The following is a 23,818-nucleotide window of genomic DNA, read 5'->3' as shown; positions in this document are numbered from 1 at the left end:
GGATCGCACGGGCTATCTCAACCTGTCCCACCTGATCTCACAGGCATGGCTGAAGAACCAGCAGATCGTCGGGCACGAGACCGTGCCGGTGGTGCGCCGTGCCTGGCTGGAGGCCCATGCGGAGGGGCTGATTGCGCTTCTGGGGCCGAAACGCGAGCTGGCCGTCCCCATTGCCGCCGGCAAGCCCAACCTGACGGCGCTGCAGGTGGAGTGGTGGCAGAAGCTGTTCGGCGACCGGCTCTATCTGGAATTCGTGCGTACCGGTCGTGAGGGGGAGGCGGCGTGGATCGAGGGTGCGCTGCAGCTTGTGTCACGCTACGGCCTGCCCGCGGTGGCCACCAATGACGTGCGCTTCGCCACACCGGAGGATTTCACCGCCCATGAGGTGCGCACCTGCATCCACACGGGACATGTGCTGGATGATGGCAGCCGCCCTCAGCCTTACAGCGAAGAGCAGTACTTCCGCTCCACCGAGGAAATGGAGGCGCTGTTCGCCGATCTGCCCGGTGCGCTGGAAAACACGGTGGAGATCGCGCGCCGCTGCAATGTGCAGCTGGAACTGGGCACCTATTATCTGCCCGATTTTCCCGTGCCGGACGGCATGACGCTGGACGACTACTTCGTGCAGGTGTGTCGGGAGGGCCTGGAGCAGCGGCTCCAGTTCCTGTTCGGGGATCTGCCGCCCGAGCAGTTCGAGCAGAAGCGGCAGCAGTACCATGAGAGGCTGCGCTTTGAACTGGACACCATCCTGCAGATGGGCTTTCCGGGCTACTTCCTCATCGTGGCGGACTTCATCCAGTGGGCCAAGGACAACGGCATCCCCGTCGGGCCTGGACGGGGCTCCGGCGCTGGCTCGCTGGTGGCCTACGCGCTCAAGATTACCGACCTGGATCCAATCGCCTACGACCTGCTGTTCGAGCGCTTTCTCAATCCGGAGCGGGTCTCCATGCCCGACTTCGACGTGGACTTCTGCATGGAGCGCCGTGACGAGGTCATCGACTATGTGGCGCGGCACTACGGTCGCGACCATGTCTCCCAGATCGTCACCTTCGGCACCATGGCGGCCAAGGCGGTGGTGCGGGACGTGGGCCGGGTGCTGGGGCTGCCCTACGGTATGGTGGACGGGGTGGCCAAGCTCATCCCCGACGAGCTGGGCATCACCCTGAAGAAGGCGCTGGAGATGGAGCCGGACCTCAAGGCCCGCTACGAGCAGGAAGACGAGGTGCGCGAGCTGCTGGATCTGGCGCTGCGGCTGGAGGGCACGGTGCGCAACACCGGCAAGCACGCCGGGGGCGTGGTCATCGGTCCGCGTCCGCTGGAGACCTTCTGCCCTCTGCTGGCGGATGTCGACGGTAGCGGTGTGGTCACTCAGCTGGACAAGAATGACGTGGAGGCCATCGGGCTGGTCAAGTTCGACTTCCTCGGGCTGCGCACGCTCACCATCATCGACTGGGCGCTGCAGGCCATCAACGAAGGCAAGCAGCCGGGGGATGAGGGCTATGTGGACATCAGCCGCATTCCTCTGGACGACCGGGACACCTTCGAGCTGATCAAGACCGGACGCACCACCGGCGTGTTCCAGCTGGAATCCTCCGGCATGCAGGATCTGATCCGGCGTCTCAAACCCGACTGCTTCGAGGATATCATTGCACTGGTGGCCCTGTTCCGGCCGGGGCCGCTGGAGTCGGGCATGGTGGACAACTTCATCGCCCGCAAGCACGGCAAGGAGAAGGTCTCCTATCCGGACCCCAACTACCAGCATGAGTGGCTCAAGCCCATTCTGGAACCCACCTACGGCGTCATCCTCTATCAGGAGCAGGTGATGCAGATCGCTCAGGTGCTGGCCGGCTACACGCTGGGCGGCGCCGACCTGCTGCGCCGTGCCATGGGCAAGAAGAAACCCGAGGAGATGGCCAAACAGCGGGAAGTGTTCCGCGAAGGCGCCATCAAGAAGGGCGTGGACCCCGAGCTGGCCATGAAGATCTTCGACCTGGTGGAGAAGTTCGCCGGCTACGGCTTCAACAAGTCCCACTCGGCGGCCTACGCGCTCGTCTCCTATCAGTCCGCCTGGCTCAAGACCCACTATCCGGCCCAGTTCATGGCGGCGCAGATCTCCTCCGACATGGACAACACCGACAAGGTGGTGCACATGCTCAACGAGTGCCGCAGCATGGGGCTGGAGGTGCTCCCGCCGGACATCAACCGCTGCGACATTGCCTTCCGCGCCCTGCCGGATGGACGCATTCTCTACGGCCTTGCGGCCATCAAGGGCGTGGGCGCCGCCGCCCTGGAGGGGCTGGTGCGCGAGCGGGCGGAGAACGGCCCCTACCGGGACCTGTTCGATCTGGTCAAGCGGGTGGACACCGGCAAGGTCAACCGCCGGGTGCTGGAAGCGCTCATACGCGCCGGCGCGCTGGACAGCCTGCACGACAACCGTCAGGCCATGCTGACGTCGCTGACCAAGGCCTTCGCGCTGGCGGAGCAGTTCCACGCTGACCGGGCCGCCGGGCAGACCGACCTGTTCGGCGGCATGGACGACATGGACGAGGAACACCAGCTGGTGGACGTGCCGGAGATGGCCGCCCGGGAGCGCCTCAAGGGAGAGAAGGCCACCCTCGGCCACTATGTCACCGGCCATCCCATCGACCTGTTCCGGGCCGAGCTGGAGCGCATGGGGCTGACGCCCATCAACCAGCTGACCGTCAGCATGAAGTCCGCCACCGTGGGCGGATTGGTGGTGGGGGTGCGCAAGCGGCGCAACCGCAAGGGCGAGCCCATCGCCATCGTCACCATTGATGACCGCACCGGCCGGCAGGAGTTCGTGCTCAACGCCCGGCAGTACGAGTCGGTCAAGGAGTGGCTGGCCGAAGATGTGGTGGTCATCGTTGAAGGGCGCTGCGAGGCGGACAGCTACAACGACGGCATCCGCCTGATGGTGGAAAACATCCGTTCGCTGATGGCGGCGCGTATGGAAAAGGCCCGGGCCCTCAAGCTGTGGCTCGCGGCGGATCAGGCTGATGATGACCGGCTGGATCAGCTGACCATCCTGCTGGAAAGCTACGCCAAGCCCGATGGCCTGCCGGTGGTGGTGGAATATGACAACGGTCGGGTGAAGGGACAGCTCAAGTTCGGTCCCGCCTTCAGCGTGCTGCCGGACGACGCTCTGCTGGAGGCGGTGGCGGCGCAGAAATTCCCGCTTGAAATTGTCTATCCGCAGTCGTAGAGTTGCGGTATCCCCTCAAACAATAAGAGAAAGGAGCGTCGCCATGTCGGAACAGATCGAGTCCATCCTGCACGAAGATCGGGTCTTCCCGCCGTCCGCCGAATTCACCGCCCAGGCCAACGTCAAGCCGGAAGACTACGAGGCCATGCTGAAAAAGGCGGCCGAGGATCATGTGGGCTTCTGGTCCGATCTGGCACGGGAGAAGATTGACTGGGACACCCCGTTCACGGTAGGGCTGGATGACAGCCGGGCGCCGCATTATCAGTGGTTTACCGACGGCAGGCTCAACGTCTCCTACAACTGCCTTGACCGCCATCTGGCCGAAAAGGAAGACAAGATCGCCATCATCTTTGAATCTGACGACGGCGAGGTGACCCGCTACACCTACAAGGAACTGCTGGATGAAGTGGGCCGCTTCGCCAATGCCCTGAAGAACCTGGGTGTCGGCAAGGGTGATCGTGTGGTCATCTACATGCCCATGATTCCCCAGGTGGTCATCGCCATGCAGGCATGCGCCCGCATCGGCGCCATTCATTCGGTGGTCTTCGGTGGCTTCTCTGCCGAGGCGCTGCGTGATCGCATCGAAGACGCCGGCGCCAAGGTGGTCATCACCGCCGACGGCGGCCATCGCGGCGGCAAGGTGGTGCCGCTCAAGGCAGCGGTGGATGAGGCGCTGGACAAGGGCGGCGCCTGCGTGGAGAAGGTCATCGTCCACGCCCGCACCAACGAGCCGGTGTCCATGAAGGATGGGCGCGACATCTGGTGGCATGACGCCGAGCGTGGCATGCCCGACTACTGCGAGCCGGAGATCGTCGAGGCCGAACACCCGCTGTTTCTGCTCTACACCTCCGGCTCCACCGGCAAGCCCAAGGGCGTGCAGCACAGCTCCGCCGGCTATCTGCTCAACGCCATCGTCACCAACGAGTGGGTGTTCGACCTCAAGGATGACGACATCTTCTGGTGCACGGCGGATGTGGGCTGGATCACCGGTCACACCTACGTGGCCTATGGCCCGCTGGCGCTGGGCAAGACCATCGTCATGTTCGAGGGCGTGCCCACCTACCCCCACGCCGGCCGCTTCTGGGAGATGTGCGAGCGTCATGGTGTCACCGTCTTCTACACCGCGCCCACGGCCATCCGCGCGCTGATGAAGTTCGGTGACGACATTCCTGCCCAGTATGATCTGAGCAAACTGCGCCTGCTGGGCACGGTGGGCGAGCCCATCAACCCGGAAGCGTGGATGTGGTATTATACCGTCATCGGCAAGGAGCGCTGCCCCATCGTGGACACCTGGTGGCAGACGGAAACCGGCGCGCACATGATCGCGCCGCTGCCGGGCGTCACGCCGCTCAAGCCCGGCTCCTGCACGCTGCCGCTGCCGGGCATCGACGCCGCCGTGGTGGATGAGGAAGGCAACGAGATTCCGCACGGCAACGGTGGCTATCTGGTCATCCGCAAGCCGTGGCCGTCCATGCTGCGCACCGTGTGGGGCGATGACCAGCGCTACGTGGACACCTACTGGGCCAAGTTCGGCAACCGCTACTACGTGGCCGGCGATTCCGCCCGCCGTGATGATGACGGTTACTTCTGGATCATGGGCCGTATTGATGATGTGCTCAATGTTTCCGGCCACCGTCTCGGCACCATGGAGATCGAATCGGCGCTGGTGGCCCATGAACGGGTGGCGGAAGCGGCCGTGGTGGGCAAACCCCATGAGGTGAAGGGTGAGGCCATCGTGGCCTTCGTGGTGCTCAAGGGGGACATTCCGGAAGGTGAAGCGCGTGCAGCACTGGTGCAGGAGCTGCGTGAATGGGTCGCCAAAGAGATTGGTCCCATCGCCAAGCCGGATGACATCCGCTTCGGTTCCAATCTGCCCAAGACCCGCTCCGGCAAGATCATGCGCCGGCTACTGCGGGCCATCGCCAAAGGTGAGGAGATCACTCAGGACACCTCCACGCTGGAGAATCCGCAGATCCTCGAACAGTTCATGCAGAAGTAAATGAAGGGACCCGGCGCTTGCCGTTTTTTTCTTAAGGAGGATTTCCCCATGAAGACAATGCTGTCTGTCGCGCTGGCCACTCTGGTGCTCAGTGGGATGGCGCGGGCGGAGGATGCACGCACGCCCATTGTGTTGGGCAATGATGAAAGAGCCATGGTCCTCAAGGAGATGCGTGAATTTCTTGATGCCCTGCGCAAGATGAATGCGGCGCTGGCGGAAGAGAACTTCGCCGCCGCCGCGCAGGCGGCGAGAAAAGTGGGGCGGGCCGCCCAACAGCAGGTGCCGCCGGGGTTGAAAAAGAAGCTGCCTCGGGATTTCATGCAGCTGGGCGGGGCGACCCATGCCGCCTTTGACCGGTGGGCCATGGATGCGGAAACCATGGAGGACGTCAGCCTGTCGCTGAAGCAGATGGGACGGCTGATGAACAACTGCGTGGCCTGTCATGCCCGGTATCGAATCGAAGGTCCTCATCGTGACTGAAAGCATATGGAAAATCTGGCTGGTGGTGATGCTCACCGCCCTGGTCAGCGCCTGTCAGCTCAACCCTGATTCGGCACGGGATGAAGGCATCTGGCTCAATGGACGCATCGAGGGGGACCATGTGCTGGCGGCTACCCGCCAGCCGGGGCAGGTGGTGCGGCTGCGGGCGCATGAAGGGGATGCGGTGGCAGCCGGGCAGGTCCTGGCCGAGCTTGACGACACCACGCTCAGAGCAAAGGTGACTCAGGCGGCGGCGGCCTGGCATGCGGCGCAAAAGCAGTACGAGGCGGCGCGCACGGGGCTGGAGATGCTGCGGCGCACCCTGCCACTGAAGGTGCAGACAGCGGAAGCGGGACTGCGTCATGCCCGGGCCGCCGCACAGGCGGCCACTGCTCAGGCCCGTCAGGCAGAGCGGGACTGGCGCCGCCTCAAGGTGCTGTTCGACAAGGGACAGATCAGCCGTGAACAGCTGGAGCAGGCACGGCTGGCGCTGGAGACCGCCCGGGCACAGGAGAAGACGGCGCAGGCCGCGATGACACAAGCGGAAAAGGCCCTCGCCGAGGCCCGGGTAGCGCTGGATGAAATCCACACCCGCGAGGCGGAAGTGGAGGCGCTGCACGCCCAGACGTTGCGGGCCCATGCGGCGCTGGAAGAGGCCATGGCGTTGCTGGATCAGCTGAAGATTCGCGCACCCCAGGCGGGGGTGGTGGTGCGTCGGCTGGCCCATGTGGGCGAGATGCTCGCACCGGGGGCGGTGCTGTTTGACATCGTGGATCTGGACCGCCTCTATTTTCAGGGGTATGTGCCGGAAGCCGATCTGGGGCGAATTCATCTTGGTCAGAAGGGCACGCTCCATGTGGATGGGCTTGCGGGCACGGTCCGGGCCACCCTGCGTTATGTTTCTTCAGAGGCGGAGTTCACGCCCAAGGAGATTCAGACCCGGGATGAGCGGGTCAAACAGGTGTTCGCCGTCAAGTTCTATCTTGACGAGAATCCGGACCACCGCTACAAGCCGGGCATGCCGGCGGATCTCAAGCTGTTGCCATGATTCGCCTTGAAGGCGTGCACAAGCGCTATGGGCGCACCGTGGCGCTTGAGGATGTCTCGCTGGAGGTGCCGCGCGGTCAGCTGTTCGGGCTGATCGGTCCGGATGGAGCCGGCAAGAGCACGCTGATGCACATCGTCGCCGGGGTTCTGGCACAGGATGCGGGCACGGTGGTGGTCAACGGCGTGCATGTCGACAGCGAGCGCAGCGCCGAGCGCATCAAGTCCAGTCTTGGGCTGATGCCCCAGGGACTGGGACTCAATCTCTATCCCACGCTCTCGGTTGAGGAGAATCTGGACTTCTTCGCCGGGCTGCGCAATGTGCCGAAGGCGGTGGCCCGTCAGCGCAAGACGCAGCTGCTGCAGATGACCGGCCTGACGCCGTTCCGCGACCGGGCCATGCAGCACCTTTCGGGTGGCATGCAGCAGAAGCTGGGGCTGATCTGCGCGCTCATCCATGAGCCGGAACTGGTCATTCTGGACGAACCCACCACGGGCGTGGATCCACTTTCCCGGCGCAGTTTCTGGCGCCTGCTGGCGCAGCTGGTGGAGGAGCGGGGCATGACGGCGCTGGTCTCCACCGCCTACATGGACGAGGCGGCCCTGTTCGATCAGGTGGCGCTGATGCAGCGGGGGCGGGTTCTCAGCGTTGGCGCGCCACAGGCACTGACGGACCGGCTGCCTTTCGAGCAGGCGATCATCCGAGTGCGCAATCCGGAAAGCTGGCAGACGGCGCTGGCCGAGCACTGGCCTGACTGGACCCGCTGGTTCGAGGGGCACCATCTCCATCTGCAGGTGCCGAAAGCGCAAAGGGCGGCGTTTGAAGCATGGATCAAGTCCGACGCCCCCTCAATGGAAGGCATCTGGTGGCAGCCTGCTGACCTGGAAGGCCTGTTTCTGCAGGCGCAGCAGGTGCACAAGGAGACAGTCATCGATCTGCCCCCTCCCAGAGCGGAACGGGCCATCGTGGCCGAGAACCTGACCCGCCGTTTCGGCCGCTTCACTGCCGTGGATGAGGTGTCGCTGGACGTGCATGCGGGCGAGATCGTCGGTCTGCTGGGTGCCAATGGCGCCGGCAAGAGCACGCTGATGCGCATGCTCACCGGCTTGCTGCCGCCCACATCGGGGACGGCAGAAGTGGCTGGGGTGTCCATCCGCGGCAACAGCCTCGCTGTGCGCCGACGCATCGGCTACATGGCCCAGCGCTTTTCCCTCTATGAGGAACTGACGGTGCGGGAGAATCTGCGTCTGTTCGGCCGCATCTACGGCCTGTGGGGCGGACGGCTCAGGGAAAGGCTGGACTGGGCGTTGAACTGGAGTGGTCTTGATTCGGTGGCTGACAGTCGGGCGGGCGCGCTGCCGCTGGGCCAGCGCCAGCGGCTGGCGCTGTCGGCGGCCTTGCTGCATGGGCCGTCCATCCTGTTTCTGGATGAGCCCACCTCCGGGGTGGATCCCGCCGGCAGGCGCCATTTCTGGTCGCTGTTGCGCCAGCTGTGCCATGACGAGGGGGTGGCCATGCTGGTCTCCACCCATGCCATGAACGAGGCGGAGAACTGCCACCGGGTGGTGATGATGCGTCAGGGCCACAAGATCGCCGATGCCCCGCCGGATGTGCTCAAGCAGCAGCTGCGTGAGCGCCGGGGTGAGCTGGCCACGCTGCAGGTGGACCGTCCCTGGCAGGCCGAAAGGGTGCTGCTTGATGCGGGCCTTGACGCATTCGTGCAGGGGCGGCAGGTGGCGCTGTTCGTCCACGGCGAGGCGGAGGTGAGCGGACGGGTGCTGCCGCTGCTTCGGCAAGAGGGGCTTGAGGTGCGTGGCTGGCAGTTGATGCCGCCCACCATGGAGGCGGTGTTCGTGAGCCTGATCGAAGGGGTGGCATGATGCTGCGGCATGTGTGGATCATCGCGCTGAAGGAGTGGCGGGAGATCGTGCGCGATCCCATCTATCTGGCGCTGGCGTTTCTCATTCCGGCGGCGATGATGTTCGTTCTGGGCAATGGTCTGATGCTGGAGGTGCGTCACATGCCCTATGGCGTGTGGGACATGGACAACAGTGCCCAGAGCCGGGATCTGACCGAACGTTTCCGCCATTCCCGCTATTTTCACCATGCGGGGGCGCTGCATGGCTACCGGCAGGTGGAAAAGGCGCTCCGGCGTGGGGATATCCGTTTTGCGCTGATTATCCCTCCGGATTTTTCCGAGCGGCTGGCGCGGGGACGCACGGCCACCATCCAGACGCTCATCGATGGTCAGTTCACCTATCATGCCCGAGTGGCCAAAGGTTATGTGAGCGCCATCGTGGCCTACTACAATCTGGAGCAGGCGCTGCGCTGGGCGGCGGTCAAGGAGGGGCGTTCTCCGCAGGCGCTTGAGCGGCTGATGATGCCGGTGCGGCTGGAGGTGCGCTATCTCTACAATCAGGCCCTGCGCAGCGAGTGGTCCATGGCGCCGGGGCTGGTGATGCTGATCATGCTGGTGTCACCGACGCTGCTGACGGCTCTTGGCGTGGTGCGGGAGAAGGAGCGGGGTTCCATCTTCAACATTCAGGCCTCCACGGTGAGCCGGGCGGCCTTCCTGCTGGGCAAACTGCTGCCCTATGTGCTCATCTCGCTGCTCAACCTCGTGGTGCTGACCCTGCTGGCACTCGGCTATTTCGGCGCCCCGTTCAAGGGCAGCGTGGTCGCTTATGCCCTGGCAAGCTTCATCTACATTTTCGCCGCCGGCGCCATCGGTCTGCTGGTGTCGGTGCTGGTGCGTTCCCAGGCGGCGGCCGCGCTGATCACGCTGCTGGGCACCATGATTCCGGGTTTCATGTTCTCCGGACTGATGATGCCGATTTCCTCCATGAGCCCCGAGGCCCAGGTGGAGGCGCATGTGTTTCCCGCCATGCACTTTCTCGAAGTGGTGTGGGGCGTCTATCTCAAGGGGTACGGTCTGGCCGAGCTGATCCGTCCCGTCGGACTGCTTGTGCTCTATGCGCTGGTGCTCATGGGGCTGGCATGGTTCACCTTTCACAAACGGGTGAAGCGATGAGAGCGGTGTGGGCGCTGTTTCTCAAGGAACTGCGCGTGCTGGGGCGGGATCCTTTTCTGCTCGTCGCCGTGCTGTGGTTCTTTACCGCCGAGATCTATGTGGCCGGCACCGGTATCCGACTGGAGCTGCATCAGGCGCCCATGGCGGTGGTGGACGAGGATCACAGTCTCGCATCGCGCCAGTGGCAGGCGGGCTTTCATGAGCCGTGGTTCCGGCGTCTGCCACCGCCGCCCGCCATGGCGCTGGCCCTGAAGCTGGTGGAGACAGGGCGCGCCATGCTGGCGGCGGACATTCCGCCGCGCTTTTCCGAGCGGATTGAACGGGGACAGCCCGCCTCCATCCAGCTGTTTCTGGACGGTGCCAATGTGACCCTTGGCAGCCTGGCCGCCAGCTACGCGCAGATGATCCATGCCCGCTTCAACGAGCAGCTGCTGTATGACAGGCTGCACCTGTCCCGGGATCAGGCGCCGCCGTTTCCCCATGTGGAAAACCGTCTGCGCCTGCTGTTCAACCAGGCCAACCGGGACAGCTGGTTCATGGCGGCCTCGGAGCTGTTCGCGGTGATGACCCTGATCGGCATGCTGCTGCCGGCAGCGCTGGCGGTGCGCGAGAAGGAGCGCGGTACCATCGAGCAGTTGCTGGTGGCGCCGCTGACGCCGACGCGGATCATGCTGCCCAAGCTGCTGGCGGTGATGCTGGTGATGGTCGCCGGCTTCAGCCTCAGCCTGTGGCTGATCATGCACGGTCTGCTGGGCGTGCCGGTGCGGGGCAGTCCCTGGCTGCTCTATGCCATGGTGGCGCTGTATGCCTTCAGTCTGTCCGGCCTGGGCCTGTTCGTGGCCACCATCACCCGCAACGTGGGGCAGGTGATGCTGGTGGTGTTCATGCTCATGCTGCCCATGCTGCTGCTCTCCGGTGCCTGGACGCCGCCGGAGTCCATGCCTTCTTGGGAGCAGGCGCTGATGCATCTGGCGCCGCTGTATCACTTCAACATCATCGGCAACGGCATTCTGTTCAAGGGCAGTGATCTGGCGCTGCTGTGGCCCAATGTGCTGCAGCTTGCGGCCATCGGGCTGGGGCTTTTCCTACTCGGGGCGTGGCGCTTCCGTAAAATGCTTGCCTGAACGAATCAGAGGAGAGACAGCATGCAGCAGGTTCTGGTCACCGGCGGGGCCGGCTATATCGGCTCCCATACCTGCGTGGCGCTGATCGAGGCGGGCTTTCAGCCCGTAGTGGTGGACAACCTGTCCAACGCCTCGCCGGAGGCCATTCGCCGGGTCGAGGCGATCACCGGCCACAGCATTCCTTTCTACGAGGTGGATGTGCGCGACCAGGCCGCGCTGGCGGCCGTGCTGGCGGATCACGAGGTGGTCGCCACCATCCATTTCGCCGGGCTCAAGGCGGTGGGCGAGTCGGTGGCCCAGCCGCTGCGCTATTACGACAACAACGTGGGGGGCTCGGTCAAACTGCTGGAAGTGCTGCAACGCCATGGCGTGCGGACTTTCGTGTTCAGCTCTTCCGCCACCGTCTATGGTGACCCGGAACGGGTGCCCATCCGCGAGACGGATCCGGCCGGACGCACCACCAATCCTTATGGTCGCAGCAAGTGGATGGTGGAGGAGATCCTGCGCGATCTGCATGTGGCCGAGCCTGACTGGCGCATCGGGATCCTGCGCTATTTCAACCCGGTGGGGGCGCACCCGTCCGGACGCATCGGTGAGGACCCGGCCGGCATTCCCAACAACCTCATGCCGTTCATCGCGCAGGTGGCTGTCGGACGACGCGATCATCTCAACATCTTCGGCAACGACTACGACACGCCCGACGGCACCGGCGTGCGCGACTATATCCATGTGATGGATCTGGCCGAGGGACACATCGCCGCCCTGCGTTATCTGCTCGGCCGGGACGCCGGCGAAGTGCTGACGGTCAATCTGGGCACGGGGCGCGGCATCAGCGTGCTGGAAATGGTCAAGGCGTTCGAGCGGGTCAACGGCGTGTCGGTGCCCTATCAGTTCGCGCCGCGCAGGCCGGGAGACGTGGCCCAGTGCTACGCAGACCCGAGTCTGGCGCAGGAGAGGCTGGGCTGGCGGGCCACCCGGACGCTGGAAGACATGGTGCGCGACACCTGGCGCTGGCAGTCCCAAAACCCCCAGGGCTATGGAGAAAAGGCCTGAAACCGGTTTTTTCGCCGGTTTTTGCGGGAATTTTCCGGCCGGCTGAAACGGCAGCCTGCAAAAATGGGGGAGACCCCGTCAGACAAGCACTTCTCTGAGCTTCAGCCGTGTCCCGTCGTTGCGCCGCTTGAGCATGGCCAGCCAGAGTTCGGCCGTGGCCAGCGCATCCTCCAGCGCGTGATGGGGTGGCCTGTCCGGCAGGCCGTGCGCCTGCCTCAGGGCATCCAGTCTCAGCGCATTACCGGACGGTGGCCTGCCCGACATTTCCTGTGCCCGTCTGGCCAGTTCGAAGGTGTCCACCATGGGCAGCGGGGGTGCGCAGCCGAACACCTGTCGGCAGGCGGCTGTCAGAAAGCGTTGCTCGATGCGGGCAAAATGGACCAGCGGCAGCCGGCCGTGCAGGGCGGAGAACAGTTCGGTGAGCAGCTGTTCCAGCGTCTGACCGGTTGCCATGCGCTGGTGGGTGATGCCATGGACCTTGATGGTCTCTTCCGGCAGCGACTGCTCAATGCGAACCAGCCGGTGTTCACCCCGACCGGCCAGAACGACCCCCTGATCCATGGGTACCCATCCGGCCGAGAGGATGGCGTCCCTGGCGGGATCCAGCCCCGTCGTCTCGAAATCCAGCGCCAGCAGCGGTGCCAGCAGGGCGGGTTGATCCGGATCCGGCCAGCTCAGCAGCCAGTTGCGCACCATCTCCGGGCAGCGGCTCAGAGCACGATGACGCTGAAAATGTCTCCACCGGGCTTTCATAGGTTGTGGTGCAGGGCCAGTGCCTGCTGCATCTCCCGTACGATGGTGAATGCATCCCGCAGATGGCGCCGTTCCAGCCGCGACAAGTCATCCGGGTCGATGAGGTTGTCGGGCGTTTCTCCCCGTTCCACCTGCCGGGCCTGATGCTGCAGGCGCACCAGTGCGATCAGATCCAGCGCATCCCGCAGATCGGCATGGCCCTGCTGGCTCATCAGGCCCGCTTCGGCGGCCTGTTCCAGCCGTTCCCACGTGTTCAGCGCCTTCAGGCCGCCTGTGAGGGCATGAACCCGTGCCAGCTCCGTGATGGGGGCGATACCGTGCTTCTTGATGTCGAAAACGTGGGCACGGTCACCGTGGTCCTCGACGATGAAGGTACGAAAAAAGCCGATGGGCGGACGGAAGCGCAGGGCATTGGCGGCCATATGATGCAGGAACAGGCCGCTATCGCGGCTCCAGCGCAGCACTTGGTCCCGCAGATGCGCCAGCAGGGCTTCGTCACCACCGATCAGGCGCATGTCAAAGAAGATGGCGGCATTGAGCAGGGCATCGGGCGTCGGTTCTTCAATCCAGTGGCGAAAATCCTTCAGCCACTGGTGCAGGGGCAGACGCCATCGGGGGTTGCGGGCCATCACTTCATGGGGGCAGTACGCGTAACCCAGCTCGGCCAGGATGTCATTGAAGCGCAGGGCCAGCTGTTCAAAAGCGGGACCGTGCAGCAGGGCGTCGAAATGGTCACCCAGAATGAGTGCGTTGTCCTGATCGGTGCGCAGGGTCTGCTCATGACGGGCCAGGGAGCCGAGCGCCACCAGAGAAAAGGGCACATCCTGCGGCAGTTCCAGGGTGTGCTGCAGCAGCTGCAGCGTGCGCGTCACCAGCGCCTCGCCGGCACGACTGATCAACTCGCCGCACAGCCTTGGTGGCGTATGGCTGCGCACCAGTGACAAAAACAGTTCCGGGAGTTTTTCTGCGGCGGTTTTCAGAGCGGTCGGCGTGGAGGCTGCGCTGATGCTTTCCAGCAGATCGAACAGCGGATGAGGCCGATCCCGCAGGTCAGCCAGGTCGAACAGGCCGAACCGATCCCCACCCAGTGCCACCACCGCCTTGGTCTCATGCCGGTTCAAGAGCCGGGTCAGTGCCTCGCCCGTTGACAGGTGAGCCGGCAGCAGCAGGGGAGGCGCCTTGTCGAAAGCCTGCGCCACCGGCGTGTGCGGGGCGTGACCTTTCGCCATGGCCTGCACGAGATCAGCTTGCGTGAGCAGGCGGTAGGGCAGATCCGTGGATGTTCTGATCAGCAGCGTCGTCGTGGCAGCCTCTGATATGGCGTGGGCCACCGCCTGCAAACTGGCATGGGTGGAGCGCACTGGCAAAACGCTGGCCATTGCACTGAGCGGACGCCCCAGATCCGGCAGACTGCCGTCAGTCGCCGGGGACGCAAGCGCATGGCGGAACCGGGCCGGCTTGTGCTGGTGGAAAAAAGTGCGGAAAAAGTCGTATTTCCGGTAGTGTTCGAGAAACAGCTCTGCGGGAAAGCGCCAGACCAGCGCATCTTCCCGGGTGATGACATCCAGGGTAATCTCTCCGTCATTGAGCACGGAACGATAGCCGAACCAGTCGCCTTCCGCCAGCAGGTTGACCAGCTGGCCACTCTCGTCCAGCACTTCAACCGAGCCTGTGCGGATAAGCCACACATGGGCGTTGTGTCGGCCCCGCTGGAGAATGGGTTCACCGGCGCGGAAATAGAGAATTTCGGTCGCCGCCTGCCAGCGTGTCAGTTCACTTTGCGGAAGTTTGTCGAGCGGGGGGGTGGAGGCCAGCTCCCGCAGCAGCGTGCGTGCCTCGATGGTCATGGCCGGACGGCAAGCTCGCCGATGTAGTTGCGCCAGTGGCTCTGAGCCACAAGGTGGAGTGTCAGCGGGCCATCCGGTTCGGCGGTCAGTGGCAGTGTCCAACGATAACCGTCACTGTCGGCGGACATGGGTCGGGCGGGCGGCTGAAGCGGACTCAGCTCGATGATCAGCCCTTTGAGGCGCTGGTTGGCCTGAATGTGCAGGGTCCTGCCCTGCCGGCGCAGGGTGAGCACAAAGTCCTGATGGGTGAGCGTACAGCCTTTTGAGAGCACGCAGGGGGGCTCTGTCAGGGTCAGGGCTGTCAGCGCACCCGGCGGCTGATCCTTTTTCAGATACCAGTCGGTCAGAGCGTAGCCGACAAATGCCAGAAACGGCACCATGATGGCGGCCAGCAGAAAGTGCTTCTTCATGGGAATCTCCTTTTTCAGCACACCGCGCCGTCAGGCACGGCGTGTTGAAAAAGCCCCGCACTCAGGCGGGGCGAAAATCTGTCGGCCCGACCGGGCTCAGTGAGCGCCCTGAACGACGCTCTTGCTGCCCTTGGGTACGCGGATGTCGTCAACCAGATCCTGAATGTGAACCGGTGTGGGGGAGGTGAACTTGGTCACCAGGAAGGCGACGATGAAGTTCACCAGTGCACCGACGGCGCCAAAGGCGTTGGGGCTGATGCCGAAGAACCAGTTGGCCGGCATGTCGCCCAGGAAGGCGGTACCCGGAATGAACATGATGCCCTTGTGCTGGAACACGTAGAGCAGGGTCACGCCCATGCCGGCGATCATGCCCCAGATGGCCCCTTCACGGTTGATGTGCTTGAAGAAGATGCCCATGATCAGCGCCGGGAACAGGGAGGCCGCCGCCAGGCCGAAGGCGATGGCCACCGTGCCGGCGGCGAAATCCGGCGGGTTGAGGCCCAGATAGCCGGCCAGCAGCACGGTGAGCGCCATGGCGATGCGGCTGGCGCGCAGCTCGGCCCGCTCGCTCATGTCGCGTACCACCAGTCCCTTGAGAATGTCATGGGAAATGGCCGAGGCGATGGCCAGCAGCAGCCCCGCCGCCGTGGAGAGCGCCGCGGCCAGGCCACCGGCGACCACCAGTGCGATCACCCAGTTGGGCAGGCCGGCGATTTCCGGGTTGGCCAGTACCATGATGTCGCGGTCCACCTTCAGCTCGGAGCCCTTCCAGCCCCATTCTTCCGCCTTTTTGGCAAACTCGGGGTTCTTGTCGTTGTAGTACTGGATACGACCGTCACCGTTCTTGTCCTCGAACTTGAGCAGGCCTGTGGTTTCCCACTTCTTGAACCACTCCGGACGGTCTTCATATTTCAGGTTGCCATCGGGGGAACCGACCGGGCCGGTCTGGATGGTATCCATCAGGTTCAGGCGTGCCATGCCGCCCACCGCTGGGGCCACGGTGTAGAGCAGGGCGATAAACACCAGCGCCCAGCCGGCGGACAGGCGGGCATCACGCACTGTGCGCACGGTGAAGAAGCGCATGATTACATGCGGCAGACCCGCGGTGCCGATCATCAGCGTCAGGGTGTAGACGAACATGTTGAGATCGTTGCCCATCACCTGAGTGGTGTAGCGGTTGAAGCCCAGATCCACCAGCAGCTGATCCAGCTTGTCCAACACATAGGTGCCGTCCGAGAGCAGACGGTCGCCCAGACCCAGCTGCGGCAGCGGGTTGCCGGTCAGATGCAGGGAGATGAAGATCGCCGGTACGGTGTAGGCAGTGATCAGCACGACATACTGGGCAATCTGAGTGTAGGTGATCCCTTTCATGCCGCCCAGCACGGCGTAGAAGAACACGATGGCCATGCCCACGTAGAGCCCGGTGTCATAGTCGGTTTCGAGAAAGCGCGAGAAGGCCACGCCGATGCCTTTCATCTGACCGATGACATAGGTGATGGAAGCCAGAATCAGACAGATGACGGCGATGACCCGGGCGGTGTCGGAGTAGTAGCGCTCGCCGATGAACTCCGGCACGGTGTACTTGCCGAACTTGCGCAGATAGGGTGCCAGCAGCATGGCCAGCAGCACATAGCCGCCGGTCCACCCCATCAGGAAGACAGAGGCGCCGTAGCCGTTGAAGGCGATCAGGCCGGCCATGGAGATGAAGGAGGCCGCAGACATCCAGTCCGCAGCGGTCGCCATGGCGTTGGCGATCGGGTTGACATTGCCACCGGCCACATAGAAATCCCCGGTGCTCTGTGCCCGGGCCCAGATGGCGATGCCGATATAGAGCGCGAAGGTCGCGCCGACGACGATATACGTCAGTGTCTGCAGATCCATCAGACGGTCTCCTTATTCTTCATGGACATCATGCTGGCGATCCAGCTTGTTCATCTTCCAGGCGTAGCAGAACGTCAGGATGATGAAGGCGTAGATTGACCCCTGCTGTGCGAACCAGAATCCCAGCGGATAGCCGCCGATGCGGAACTGGTTGAGCACATCGGCCAGCAGAATGCCAAAGCCGTAGGAAACGATGAACCAGATGGACAGGCAGATGGCCAGCAGGCGCAGATTGGCCCGCCAGTAGGCGTAGTTGTCGAGTCGTGTCTCTTCGGACATGCCGCGACCTCCTTCTTTTGAGCTCGGATTGATGATATGTATCCTTCGTGATGCCCGCATGCAGGCGAAAGCATGTTAGCACTGCTTATTTCCCCGGGTTTTTCATGTTTTTTATGACCGCGGGGAAAAAACTTATATTCACAACTCTTGAAATGGGGGCGCTGCTTGATTATTGAGGTGCAGGGACTATAATTGGAGGGGATATAAAGGCGTTGACAGCCGTTGAGCTGTCCGCCCCTGCCAGGAGCAGGACGGATCAAACCCCGTTATCAGACGGGGTTTTTTGTTAAGGGGTTGATGGGAACGCATGAGTCAGCGACTGGAAGACAGAATCGAACAGATGGTGAAGCCCGCCATCGAAGACCTGGGCTGCGAGTTCTGGGGATGCGAGTACCTGCCGGTGAGCGGGCATGCCACCCTGCGCATCTATATTGACAAGCCGGAAGGCGTGACGGTGGATGACTGTGCCGATGTCAGCCACGAGGTCAGTGGCATTCTGGATGTGGAAGATCCCATCTCGGGTGCCTACAACCTGGAGATTTCTTCTCCGGGCGTGGACCGGCCACTGATGAATCCGGAGCATTTCAGCCGCTATGTGGGCGAGGAGGTCGCCGTGCGCGCCCACGAGCCGGTGCTGGGCCGGCGCAAGTTCAAAGGGCCGCTGCTGTCCGCGGACGAAAGCGGGATCGAAATTCTGGTGGATGGCGAGACCTACGCCATTGATTACGACAACATTGACAAGGCCAATCTGGTGCCGCGGTTTGACTGACGAGGGTTGAAAAGCATGAGCAAGAACAAGGAAATCCTGCAGATTGTCGAGATCATGTCCAACGAGAAGGGCGTGGACGAGGATGTGATTTTCGAAGCGATCGAAACGGCGCTGGCCACCGCCACACGCAAGAAGCACCATGATGAGATCAACGCCCGCGTCAGGATCGACCGCGAGACCGGCGACTACACCACCTGGCGTGTGTGGGAGGTCATCGATGATGACGCCGAGGTGGAAGAACACGAAGGCTGGTACATGCGCCTGAGCGAAGCGAAAGAGCGTGACCCTCACGTGGAGGTGGGCGACACCATCGAGGAGGAGATCGAATCGGTCGACTTCGGTCGCATCGGTGCCCAGACGGCCAAGCAGGTCATCATTCAGAAGGTGCGCGAGGCCGAGCGCCAGAAGATCGTCAACGACTACAAGGACCGCGTCGGCGAGATCGTCTCCGGCCAGGTCAAGCGTGTGGACCGTGGCGACATCATCCTTGATCTGGGGGACAATGTGGAGGCGGTCATTCCCCGTTCGCAGGTGATTCCCCGCGAGCACTTCCGTCTGGGTGAGTGGACGCGTGCCTATCTGCAGAACGTGGAATATCGCCCGCGTGGCCCGCTGCTGCAGTGCTCCCGCACCTGCAACGAGTTTCTGATCGAGCTGTTCAAGATCGAAGTGCCGGAGATCAACGAAGGCCTGATCGACATCATGGGCGCGGCCCGTGACCCGGGTGTGCGCGCCAAGGTGGCGGTGCGCTCCAACGACCCCCGTCTGGATGCCGTGGGCGCCTGTATCGGCATGCGCGGCGGCCGGGTCAATGCCGTCAGCGACGAACTCAACGGCGAGCGCATCGACATCATCCAGTGGGACGAGAACGACGCCCAGTATGTCATCAACGCCATGGCGCCGGCGGAGATCGTCTCCATCGTGGTGGACGAGGACAAGCATGTCATGGATCTGGCCGTGGAAGATGAGATGCTCTCTCAGGCCATTGGCAAGAACGGCCAGAACGTGCGTCTTGCCTCCGAGCTGACCGGCTGGGAGCTGAATGTCATGTCCGCCTCCGAGATGGAACAGAAGCACGCCAGCGAAGCGCAGAAGCTGGTTGACCTGTTCACCGAGGCGCTGGGCGTAGACGAGGAGCTGGCACAGGTGCTGGTGGAAGAGGGCTTCACCACACTGGAGGAAGTGGCCTACGTTCCCGCCGCCGAAATGCTGGAGATCGAAGGTTTTGACGAAGAGCTGGTTGCCGAACTGAAGCAGCGCGCCAAGGATGCCCTGCTGGCCAAGGCGCTGGCCGAAGAGGAGCAGGAAGAGCTGGGTGAGCCGGCGGAAGACCTGCTCAACCTGGAGGGCATGACCGAGGAGCTTGCCAGGACGCTGGCATCCAAAGGGGTGCGTACCCAGGAAGATCTGGCCGAGTTGAGCACGGATGAACTGGTGGAGATGACCGGTCTGGATGAAGATAAGGCGGCCGACCTGATCATGAAGGCCCGTGCGCCCTGGTTTGAATAATTGAGAGGAGGGGCCGGAGATGGCAAAGAACATTGAACAGTTTGCCCAGACGCTGGGGCTTTCCGTCGAAAAACTGATTCAGCAGCTGGATGAGGCGGGCATCAAGGGCAAGACGCCGGATGCCCCCATCACCGATGAGGAAAAACAGCAGCTTCTGGCGCATCTGAAGGAAAAGCACGGCAAGGCTGCCGAGGCACCGCAGAAGATCACGCTCAAGCGCAAGAAGGTGGAAACGCTTAGCGTGGGTGGCAAGCGCAAGGTGAATGTGGAAGTGCGCAAGAAGCGCACTTACGTCAAGCGCACGCTGGTGGAAGAGAAGCTGGCCGAAGAGGAAGCCAAACGCAAGGCGGAAGAAGAGGCGCGCCGTAAGGCGGAAGAGGAAGCCCGTGCGAAGCGTGAGGCGGAGATCGCCCGTCTGAAGGCTGAGGAAGAGGCGAAGAAGCGGGCTGCCGAGGCGGCCAGAAAGCAGGCTGAGCAGCCTGAGCCTGCGGCGCAGGAAGAAAAGCCCGCCGCCCGCAAGCCGGCCAAGCCCGTCGAGACGGAAGAGGACATCAACAAGGCGTTGGAAGAAGACGCCAAGGCGCTGGAAAAACTGCGCGAGAAGCCCAAAGCCAAGAACAGGAAGAAGCCGGGCAAGAAGAAGAAGGGTCTGCTGGATGATGCCGTGGTGGAGGATGACAAGACTGCGGAGGTGGTCAACCCACTGCTGAAGCGTCAGAAGGCGGAGGCCCGCGAGAAAAAGGTAGTCAAGGTGAAAAACGAGCACGGCTTCAAGAAGCCTTCCCAGCCGGTGGTGCGTGAAGTGCGCATTCCGGAAAGCATCACCGTCGGCGAGCTGGCCGAGCGCATGGCTGTCAAGGCCGGTGAGGTGATCAAGAAACTGATGATGATGGGCGAGATGGCCACCATCAATCAGTCCATCGATCAGGACACCGCCGTGCTGATCGTCGAGGAGTTCGGCCACAAGCCGGTCACCGTCAGCGAGAGCGCACTGGAAGAAGAGGTGATGGAAGAGGTGGAAAGCCTCTACTCCGACGAGCGCCCGCGCCCGCCGGTGGTCACCATCATGGGGCACGTGGACCACGGCAAGACCAGTCTGCTGGATTACATCCGCAACGCGCGTGTGGCGGCCAAGGAGGCCGGTGGCATCACCCAGCACATCGGTGCCTACAGCGTCGAGCTGGACGGTGGCAAGATCACCTTCATCGACACCCCGGGGCACGAGGCCTTCACCGCCATGCGCGCCCGTGGTGCCAAGGTGACGGATATCGCCATCATCGTGGTGGCGGCTGACGACGGCGTCATGCCCCAGACGGTGGAGGCGATTCAGCACGCCAAGTCAGCCGGCGTGGCCATGATCGTGGCCATCAACAAGATCGACAAGGAAACCGCCAATCCGGACCGCGTGATGCAAGAGCTGGTGCAGCATGAGGTGGTGCCGGAGGAATGGGGCGGCGATGTGCCTTTCGTGCGCGTTTCCGCCAAGACCGGCCAGGGCGTGGATGAGCTGCTGGAGACCATTCTGCTGGTGTCCGACATTCTGGAGCTCAAGGCACCCTACAAGGGCCCGGCCAAGGGCGTGGTACTGGAATCCCGTCTGGAGAAGGGCCGAGGGCCGGTGGCCACGGTATTGGTGCAGGCGGGCACCCTCAACAAGGGGGACATGACCCTGTGCGGCACCGAGTATGGCCGCGTGCGTGCCATGATCAACGATCTGGGCAAGCAGGTGAAGGAGGCCACGCCTTCTACGCCGGTGGAAATTCTCGGCCTGTCCGGCGTGCCGGCGGCCGGTGACGAGATGCTGGTGGTACCCAACGAGCGCAAGGCCAAGGAGCTGGCCGAGCAGCGCAAGGAGAAGATCCGCGAGGAACAGCTCAAGCGTCAGCAGAAGGCCAAGCTGGAGGCCATGTTCAACCGCATGGGCGAGCAGGATCTGGAAGAGATCAACGTCATCATCAAGGCGGACGTGCAGGGCTCGCTGGAGGCGCTGCGCGAGGCGCTCACCAAGCTCTCCACCGACGAGGTGAAGGTGAACATCGTCTCCAGCGGCGTGGGCGCCATCACCGAGACGGACGTCAACCTGGCGGTGGCCACCCACGCCATCATCATCGGCTTCAACGTGCGTGCCGACGCCGCCGCGCGCAAGCTGATCGAGCAGGAGGGCGTGGATCTGCACTACTTCTCGGTCATCTATGACGCGGTGGACACCATCAAGCGGGCCATCGAAGGCAAGATGGCGCCGGAATTCAAGGAAGAGATCATCGGCGTGGCCGAGGTGCGCGACGTGTTCCGCTCACCCAAGTTCGGTGCCGTGGCCGGCTGCATGGTCACCGAGGGCGTGGTCAAGCGCAACAATCCCATCCGCGTGCTGCGTGACAACACGGTCATCTTCACCGGCGAGCTGGAATCGCTGCGCCGCTACAAGGAAGACGTGCAGGAAGTGCGTCAGGGCATGGAGTGCGGCATCGGCGTGAAGGACTACAACGACGTGCGCGTCGGTGACCTGATCGAAGTGTTCGAACGCACCGAGGTGAAGAGGACGCTCGACTGATGTTCGATTTCGACAACGAGCCGTCATTCAGCCGCACCGACCGGGTCGCACGGGAGATTCAGCGCATTTTGGCCACCCTGCTGCAACGGGAGGTCAAGGACCCGCGCCTGCAGGGGGTGACCATCACCGACTGCAAGGTCTCGAAGGACCTGAGCGTGTGCAAGGTCTATTTCGACGTGCTCGGCGCCGACCGTGACAGTCCGCAGGTGGCCGAGGCGCTTGCGGGGTTCGACAAGGCGCGCGGCTTTCTGCGTTCCGCACTCGGAAAGCAGCTGCGCCTGCGCCTGACGCCCGAACTGCGCTTCTACTATGACGAAGTGCCGGAGAAGGCCAACGAGATTGATGCGCTGATCGCCAAGGCGCTGCGCAGGGACCGCTGACAACGGGGTCTCCCCCATTTTTGCGGACTCGTTTTTTCACCGCCCTGAAATCGACCCGATTTCAGGGCGTTTTTGCAGGGAAAACGCCCATGGGAAGGAAAAAACGCGGCAGACCGGTGCATGGTGTCGTGCTGGTGGACAAACCGGCGGGCATGACCTCCAATGCCGTGGTGCAGCGGGTGCGCCGACTTTTCAATGCCCAGAAGGCGGGGCATACCGGCACGCTGGATCCCTTCGCCACCGGCCTGCTGCCGGTCTGTCTGGGAGAAGCCACCAAGGCAAGCGCCTTTCAGCTGGATGCGGACAAGACCTATGAGGCCTCACTCAAACTGGGTGTGCGCACCGACACCGGTGACAGTGACGGCTCTCCGGTTGAGACGGCCCCTGTTCCGGCCCTGACCATGGCGCAGGTGGTGGATGCCTGCCGGACGCTGACCGGCGAAATCTGGCAGACGCCGCCGCTCTATTCCGCGCTGAAGAAGGATGGCCGGCCACTGTATGACTATGCTCGTGCCGGCGAGACGGTGGCGGTGGAACCTCGGCGGGTCGTGGTGCATGCGCTGGAACCGCTTGCACTGGAAGGGGACAGGCTGCGTTTCCGCGTTCATTGCGGCAAGGGCACCTATGTGCGTGCTCTGGGCGAGGATCTGGCTCGTGCACTGGGGACGGTGGGGCATCTTGTCGAACTGCGGCGGCTGGAAACCGGCGGCCTGTCCGTGGATGACGCCCTGACACTTGAGGCCATCGAGCAGGCGCCTGATGCCGCGCTCCGGCCGCTGGAGATATTGCTGCCGCATCTGCCAAGGCATGATGCGGATGAGGCGGCCGCCCGCCAGCTGAGTCATGGCAATCCCATTCCGTGGACGTCTGCGGAATCAGCGCCGGCCGTGCTGGTCATGCATGACGGCGTCCCGCTGTGCATCGGCGAGGTGCGGCAAGGCCGGCTGTGGCCCAAACGCCGTTTCAATCTGGCTACAATAACCGAAGCATCTTGATAAGGAGCCTGCCATGAAGAATATCACCGCCGATCAGCTGTTTGATTTCTTTCAGACCCACAAGATCTGCGAGTCGCTGACCCGTGACGAGGTCAAGCGCCTGACCAAGTATCTGCAGGAGCAGCACTACAGTCAGGGCGAGATCATCTCCGACATGGGTGAGATCGGCGATGCGCTCTACTATGTCTACAAGGGCAAGGTGGGCTTCTACACCCGCAACGGGCAGGACATCATCGAAGTGGGCGTGCAGACCGAAGGCACGCTGATCGGCGAGATGTCCTTCTTCGACCGCCGCCCGCGCGATCTGCGCATGCAGGCCGACAGCCGCGATGTGGTGCTGATCGCCCTGAGCCGCGCCATGTACGACCGCCTCAAGATCGAGGAGCCCTACATCGCGGTGAACATTCTGGAAAACGCCATCGTCAGCCTCGACCATCTGGTGCGCGCCATGAGCCAGGACATCACCGCCATGGAGCACTATCTCATGGG

19 protein-coding genes are annotated in these 23,818 nt (G+C 63.2%); 14 read left to right on the top strand and 5 right to left on the bottom strand.

Translation table 11 applies throughout. From position 1 onward, the window contains the following. The 8 genes from dnaE to galE all read left to right on the top strand — a co-directional run. On the top strand, positions 1 to 3,223 hold a 3,223-nt coding region (gene dnaE / locus F8K16_RS01720; RefSeq protein ID WP_294946057.1), incomplete at its 5' end, for a DNA polymerase III subunit alpha. A 43-nt stretch (positions 3,224 to 3,266) separates the two neighbouring features. After that, positions 3,267 to 5,222 carry an acetate--CoA ligase gene (gene acs, locus F8K16_RS01715; RefSeq protein ID WP_294946055.1) on the top strand — a complete coding sequence of 652 codons (1,956 nt, stop codon included), beginning with the start codon at positions 3,267 to 3,269 and terminating at the stop codon, positions 5,220 to 5,222. A gap of 48 nt (positions 5,223 to 5,270) precedes the next feature. Further along, a complete protein-coding gene (locus tag F8K16_RS01710) occupies positions 5,271 to 5,702 on the top strand; it encodes a hypothetical protein (protein ID WP_294946052.1) in 432 nt (143 codons plus the stop codon). Further along, the gene (locus tag F8K16_RS01705) at positions 5,695 to 6,750 is read left to right on the top strand and encodes an HlyD family efflux transporter periplasmic adaptor subunit (RefSeq protein WP_294946049.1); all 1,056 of its coding nucleotides are present in this window, start codon (positions 5,695 to 5,697) and stop codon (positions 6,748 to 6,750) included. The genes F8K16_RS01710 and F8K16_RS01705 overlap by 8 nt, the downstream gene beginning before the upstream one ends. After that, entirely contained in the window at positions 6,747 to 8,627 is a 1,881-nt protein-coding gene (locus F8K16_RS01700) for an ATP-binding cassette domain-containing protein (RefSeq protein ID WP_294946047.1), read from the top strand. Before F8K16_RS01705 ends, F8K16_RS01700 begins: the two co-directional genes overlap by 4 nt. Next, complete coding sequence (locus F8K16_RS01695) at positions 8,624 to 9,778, top strand: ABC transporter permease (RefSeq protein WP_294946045.1); 1,155 nt, start codon at positions 8,624 to 8,626, stop codon at positions 9,776 to 9,778. Before F8K16_RS01700 ends, F8K16_RS01695 begins: the two co-directional genes overlap by 4 nt. After that, entirely contained in the window at positions 9,775 to 10,902 is a 1,128-nt protein-coding gene (locus F8K16_RS01690; RefSeq protein WP_294946042.1) for an ABC transporter permease, read from the top strand. The genes F8K16_RS01695 and F8K16_RS01690 overlap by 4 nt, the downstream gene beginning before the upstream one ends. 21 nt (positions 10,903 to 10,923) lie before the next feature. After that, on the top strand, positions 10,924 to 11,955 hold the full coding sequence (gene galE / locus F8K16_RS01685; protein ID WP_294946040.1) for a UDP-glucose 4-epimerase GalE: 1,032 nt from the start codon (positions 10,924 to 10,926) through the stop codon (positions 11,953 to 11,955). A gap of 78 nt (positions 11,956 to 12,033) precedes the next feature. Here the strand turns inward: galE and F8K16_RS01680 are convergent, their stop codons facing one another. From F8K16_RS01680 to F8K16_RS01660, 5 genes are all read right to left on the bottom strand, one after another. Beyond that, positions 12,034 to 12,708: an exonuclease domain-containing protein gene (locus F8K16_RS01680; RefSeq protein ID WP_294946037.1), complete on the bottom strand. Its 675-nt coding sequence runs from the start codon at positions 12,706 to 12,708 to the stop codon at positions 12,034 to 12,036. Next, positions 12,705 to 14,555 carry a putative nucleotidyltransferase substrate binding domain-containing protein gene (locus F8K16_RS01675; protein WP_294946034.1) on the bottom strand — a complete coding sequence of 617 codons (1,851 nt, stop codon included), beginning with the start codon at positions 14,553 to 14,555 and terminating at the stop codon, positions 12,705 to 12,707. The genes F8K16_RS01680 and F8K16_RS01675 overlap by 4 nt, the downstream gene beginning before the upstream one ends. Beyond that, positions 14,552 to 14,965: a hypothetical protein gene (locus F8K16_RS01670; protein WP_294946032.1), complete on the bottom strand. Its 414-nt coding sequence runs from the start codon at positions 14,963 to 14,965 to the stop codon at positions 14,552 to 14,554. Before F8K16_RS01670 ends, F8K16_RS01675 begins: the two co-directional genes overlap by 4 nt. 96 nt (positions 14,966 to 15,061) lie before the next feature. Then, the gene (locus tag F8K16_RS01665) at positions 15,062 to 16,846 is read right to left on the bottom strand and encodes a sodium:solute symporter family protein (RefSeq protein WP_294946030.1); all 1,785 of its coding nucleotides are present in this window, start codon (positions 16,844 to 16,846) and stop codon (positions 15,062 to 15,064) included. Between the two features lie 12 nt (positions 16,847 to 16,858). Continuing rightward, positions 16,859 to 17,125, bottom strand: coding sequence for a DUF4212 domain-containing protein (locus tag F8K16_RS01660; RefSeq protein WP_294946027.1), 267 nt, complete (start codon positions 17,123 to 17,125; stop codon positions 16,859 to 16,861). A gap of 307 nt (positions 17,126 to 17,432) precedes the next feature. Between F8K16_RS01660 and rimP the strand changes: the two genes are divergently transcribed. The 6 genes from rimP to F8K16_RS01630 form a co-directional block, all read left to right on the top strand. Further along, positions 17,433 to 17,894: a ribosome maturation factor RimP gene (rimP, locus tag F8K16_RS01655; protein ID WP_294946025.1), complete on the top strand. Its 462-nt coding sequence runs from the start codon at positions 17,433 to 17,435 to the stop codon at positions 17,892 to 17,894. A 15-nt stretch (positions 17,895 to 17,909) separates the two neighbouring features. Beyond that, positions 17,910 to 19,403, top strand: a complete 1,494-nt coding sequence (gene nusA, locus F8K16_RS01650) for a transcription termination factor NusA (protein WP_294946023.1) — start codon at positions 17,910 to 17,912, stop codon at positions 19,401 to 19,403. Between the two features lie 19 nt (positions 19,404 to 19,422). Next, on the top strand, positions 19,423 to 21,954 hold the full coding sequence (gene infB / locus F8K16_RS01645) for a translation initiation factor IF-2 (RefSeq protein WP_294946021.1): 2,532 nt from the start codon (positions 19,423 to 19,425) through the stop codon (positions 21,952 to 21,954). Then, positions 21,954 to 22,334, top strand: a complete 381-nt coding sequence (gene rbfA, locus F8K16_RS01640) for a 30S ribosome-binding factor RbfA (protein WP_294946019.1) — start codon at positions 21,954 to 21,956, stop codon at positions 22,332 to 22,334. The genes infB and rbfA overlap by 1 nt, the downstream gene beginning before the upstream one ends. Positions 22,335 to 22,423: 89 nt before the next feature. Next, positions 22,424 to 23,329, top strand: a complete 906-nt coding sequence (gene truB, locus F8K16_RS01635; RefSeq protein WP_294946017.1) for a tRNA pseudouridine(55) synthase TruB — start codon at positions 22,424 to 22,426, stop codon at positions 23,327 to 23,329. Positions 23,330 to 23,342: 13 nt separating this feature from the next. Further along, positions 23,343 to 23,818, top strand: a 476-nt coding sequence (locus tag F8K16_RS01630) for a Crp/Fnr family transcriptional regulator (RefSeq protein ID WP_294946014.1), incomplete at its 3' end; no start/stop codon positions are given.

The organism is Sulfurivirga sp., from assembly GCF_015490265.1.
Classification (GTDB): domain Bacteria; phylum Pseudomonadota; class Gammaproteobacteria; order Thiomicrospirales; family Thiomicrospiraceae; genus Sulfurivirga.
Note: the sequence above shows the minus strand (reverse complement) of the source record. Positions and strands in the feature narration are given on the sequence as shown.

Excerpts from the sequence above, each read along its gene's own strand:
- acs (WP_294946055.1), top strand. The coding sequence starts at position 3,267 with ATGTCGGAACAGATCGAGTCCATCCTGCACGAAGATCGGGTCTTCCCG.
- F8K16_RS01710 (WP_294946052.1), top strand. The coding sequence starts at position 5,271 with ATGAAGACAATGCTGTCTGTCGCGCTGGCCACTCTGGTGCTCAGTGGG.
- F8K16_RS01700 (WP_294946047.1), top strand. The coding sequence starts at position 6,747 with ATGATTCGCCTTGAAGGCGTGCACAAGCGCTATGGGCGCACCGTGGCG.
- F8K16_RS01695 (WP_294946045.1), top strand. The coding sequence starts at position 8,624 with ATGATGCTGCGGCATGTGTGGATCATCGCGCTGAAGGAGTGGCGGGAG.
- F8K16_RS01690 (WP_294946042.1), top strand. The coding sequence starts at position 9,775 with ATGAGAGCGGTGTGGGCGCTGTTTCTCAAGGAACTGCGCGTGCTGGGG.
- galE (WP_294946040.1), top strand. The coding sequence starts at position 10,924 with ATGCAGCAGGTTCTGGTCACCGGCGGGGCCGGCTATATCGGCTCCCAT.
- F8K16_RS01680 (WP_294946037.1), bottom strand. The coding sequence starts at position 12,708 with ATGAAAGCCCGGTGGAGACATTTTCAGCGTCATCGTGCTCTGAGCCGC.
- F8K16_RS01675 (WP_294946034.1), bottom strand. The coding sequence starts at position 14,555 with ATGACCATCGAGGCACGCACGCTGCTGCGGGAGCTGGCCTCCACCCCC.
- F8K16_RS01670 (WP_294946032.1), bottom strand. The coding sequence starts at position 14,965 with ATGAAGAAGCACTTTCTGCTGGCCGCCATCATGGTGCCGTTTCTGGCA.
- F8K16_RS01665 (WP_294946030.1), bottom strand. The coding sequence starts at position 16,846 with ATGGATCTGCAGACACTGACGTATATCGTCGTCGGCGCGACCTTCGCG.
- F8K16_RS01660 (WP_294946027.1), bottom strand. The coding sequence starts at position 17,125 with ATGTCCGAAGAGACACGACTCGACAACTACGCCTACTGGCGGGCCAAT.
- rimP (WP_294946025.1), top strand. The coding sequence starts at position 17,433 with ATGAGTCAGCGACTGGAAGACAGAATCGAACAGATGGTGAAGCCCGCC.
- nusA (WP_294946023.1), top strand. The coding sequence starts at position 17,910 with ATGAGCAAGAACAAGGAAATCCTGCAGATTGTCGAGATCATGTCCAAC.
- infB (WP_294946021.1), top strand. The coding sequence starts at position 19,423 with ATGGCAAAGAACATTGAACAGTTTGCCCAGACGCTGGGGCTTTCCGTC.
- rbfA (WP_294946019.1), top strand. The coding sequence starts at position 21,954 with ATGTTCGATTTCGACAACGAGCCGTCATTCAGCCGCACCGACCGGGTC.
- truB (WP_294946017.1), top strand. The coding sequence starts at position 22,424 with ATGGGAAGGAAAAAACGCGGCAGACCGGTGCATGGTGTCGTGCTGGTG.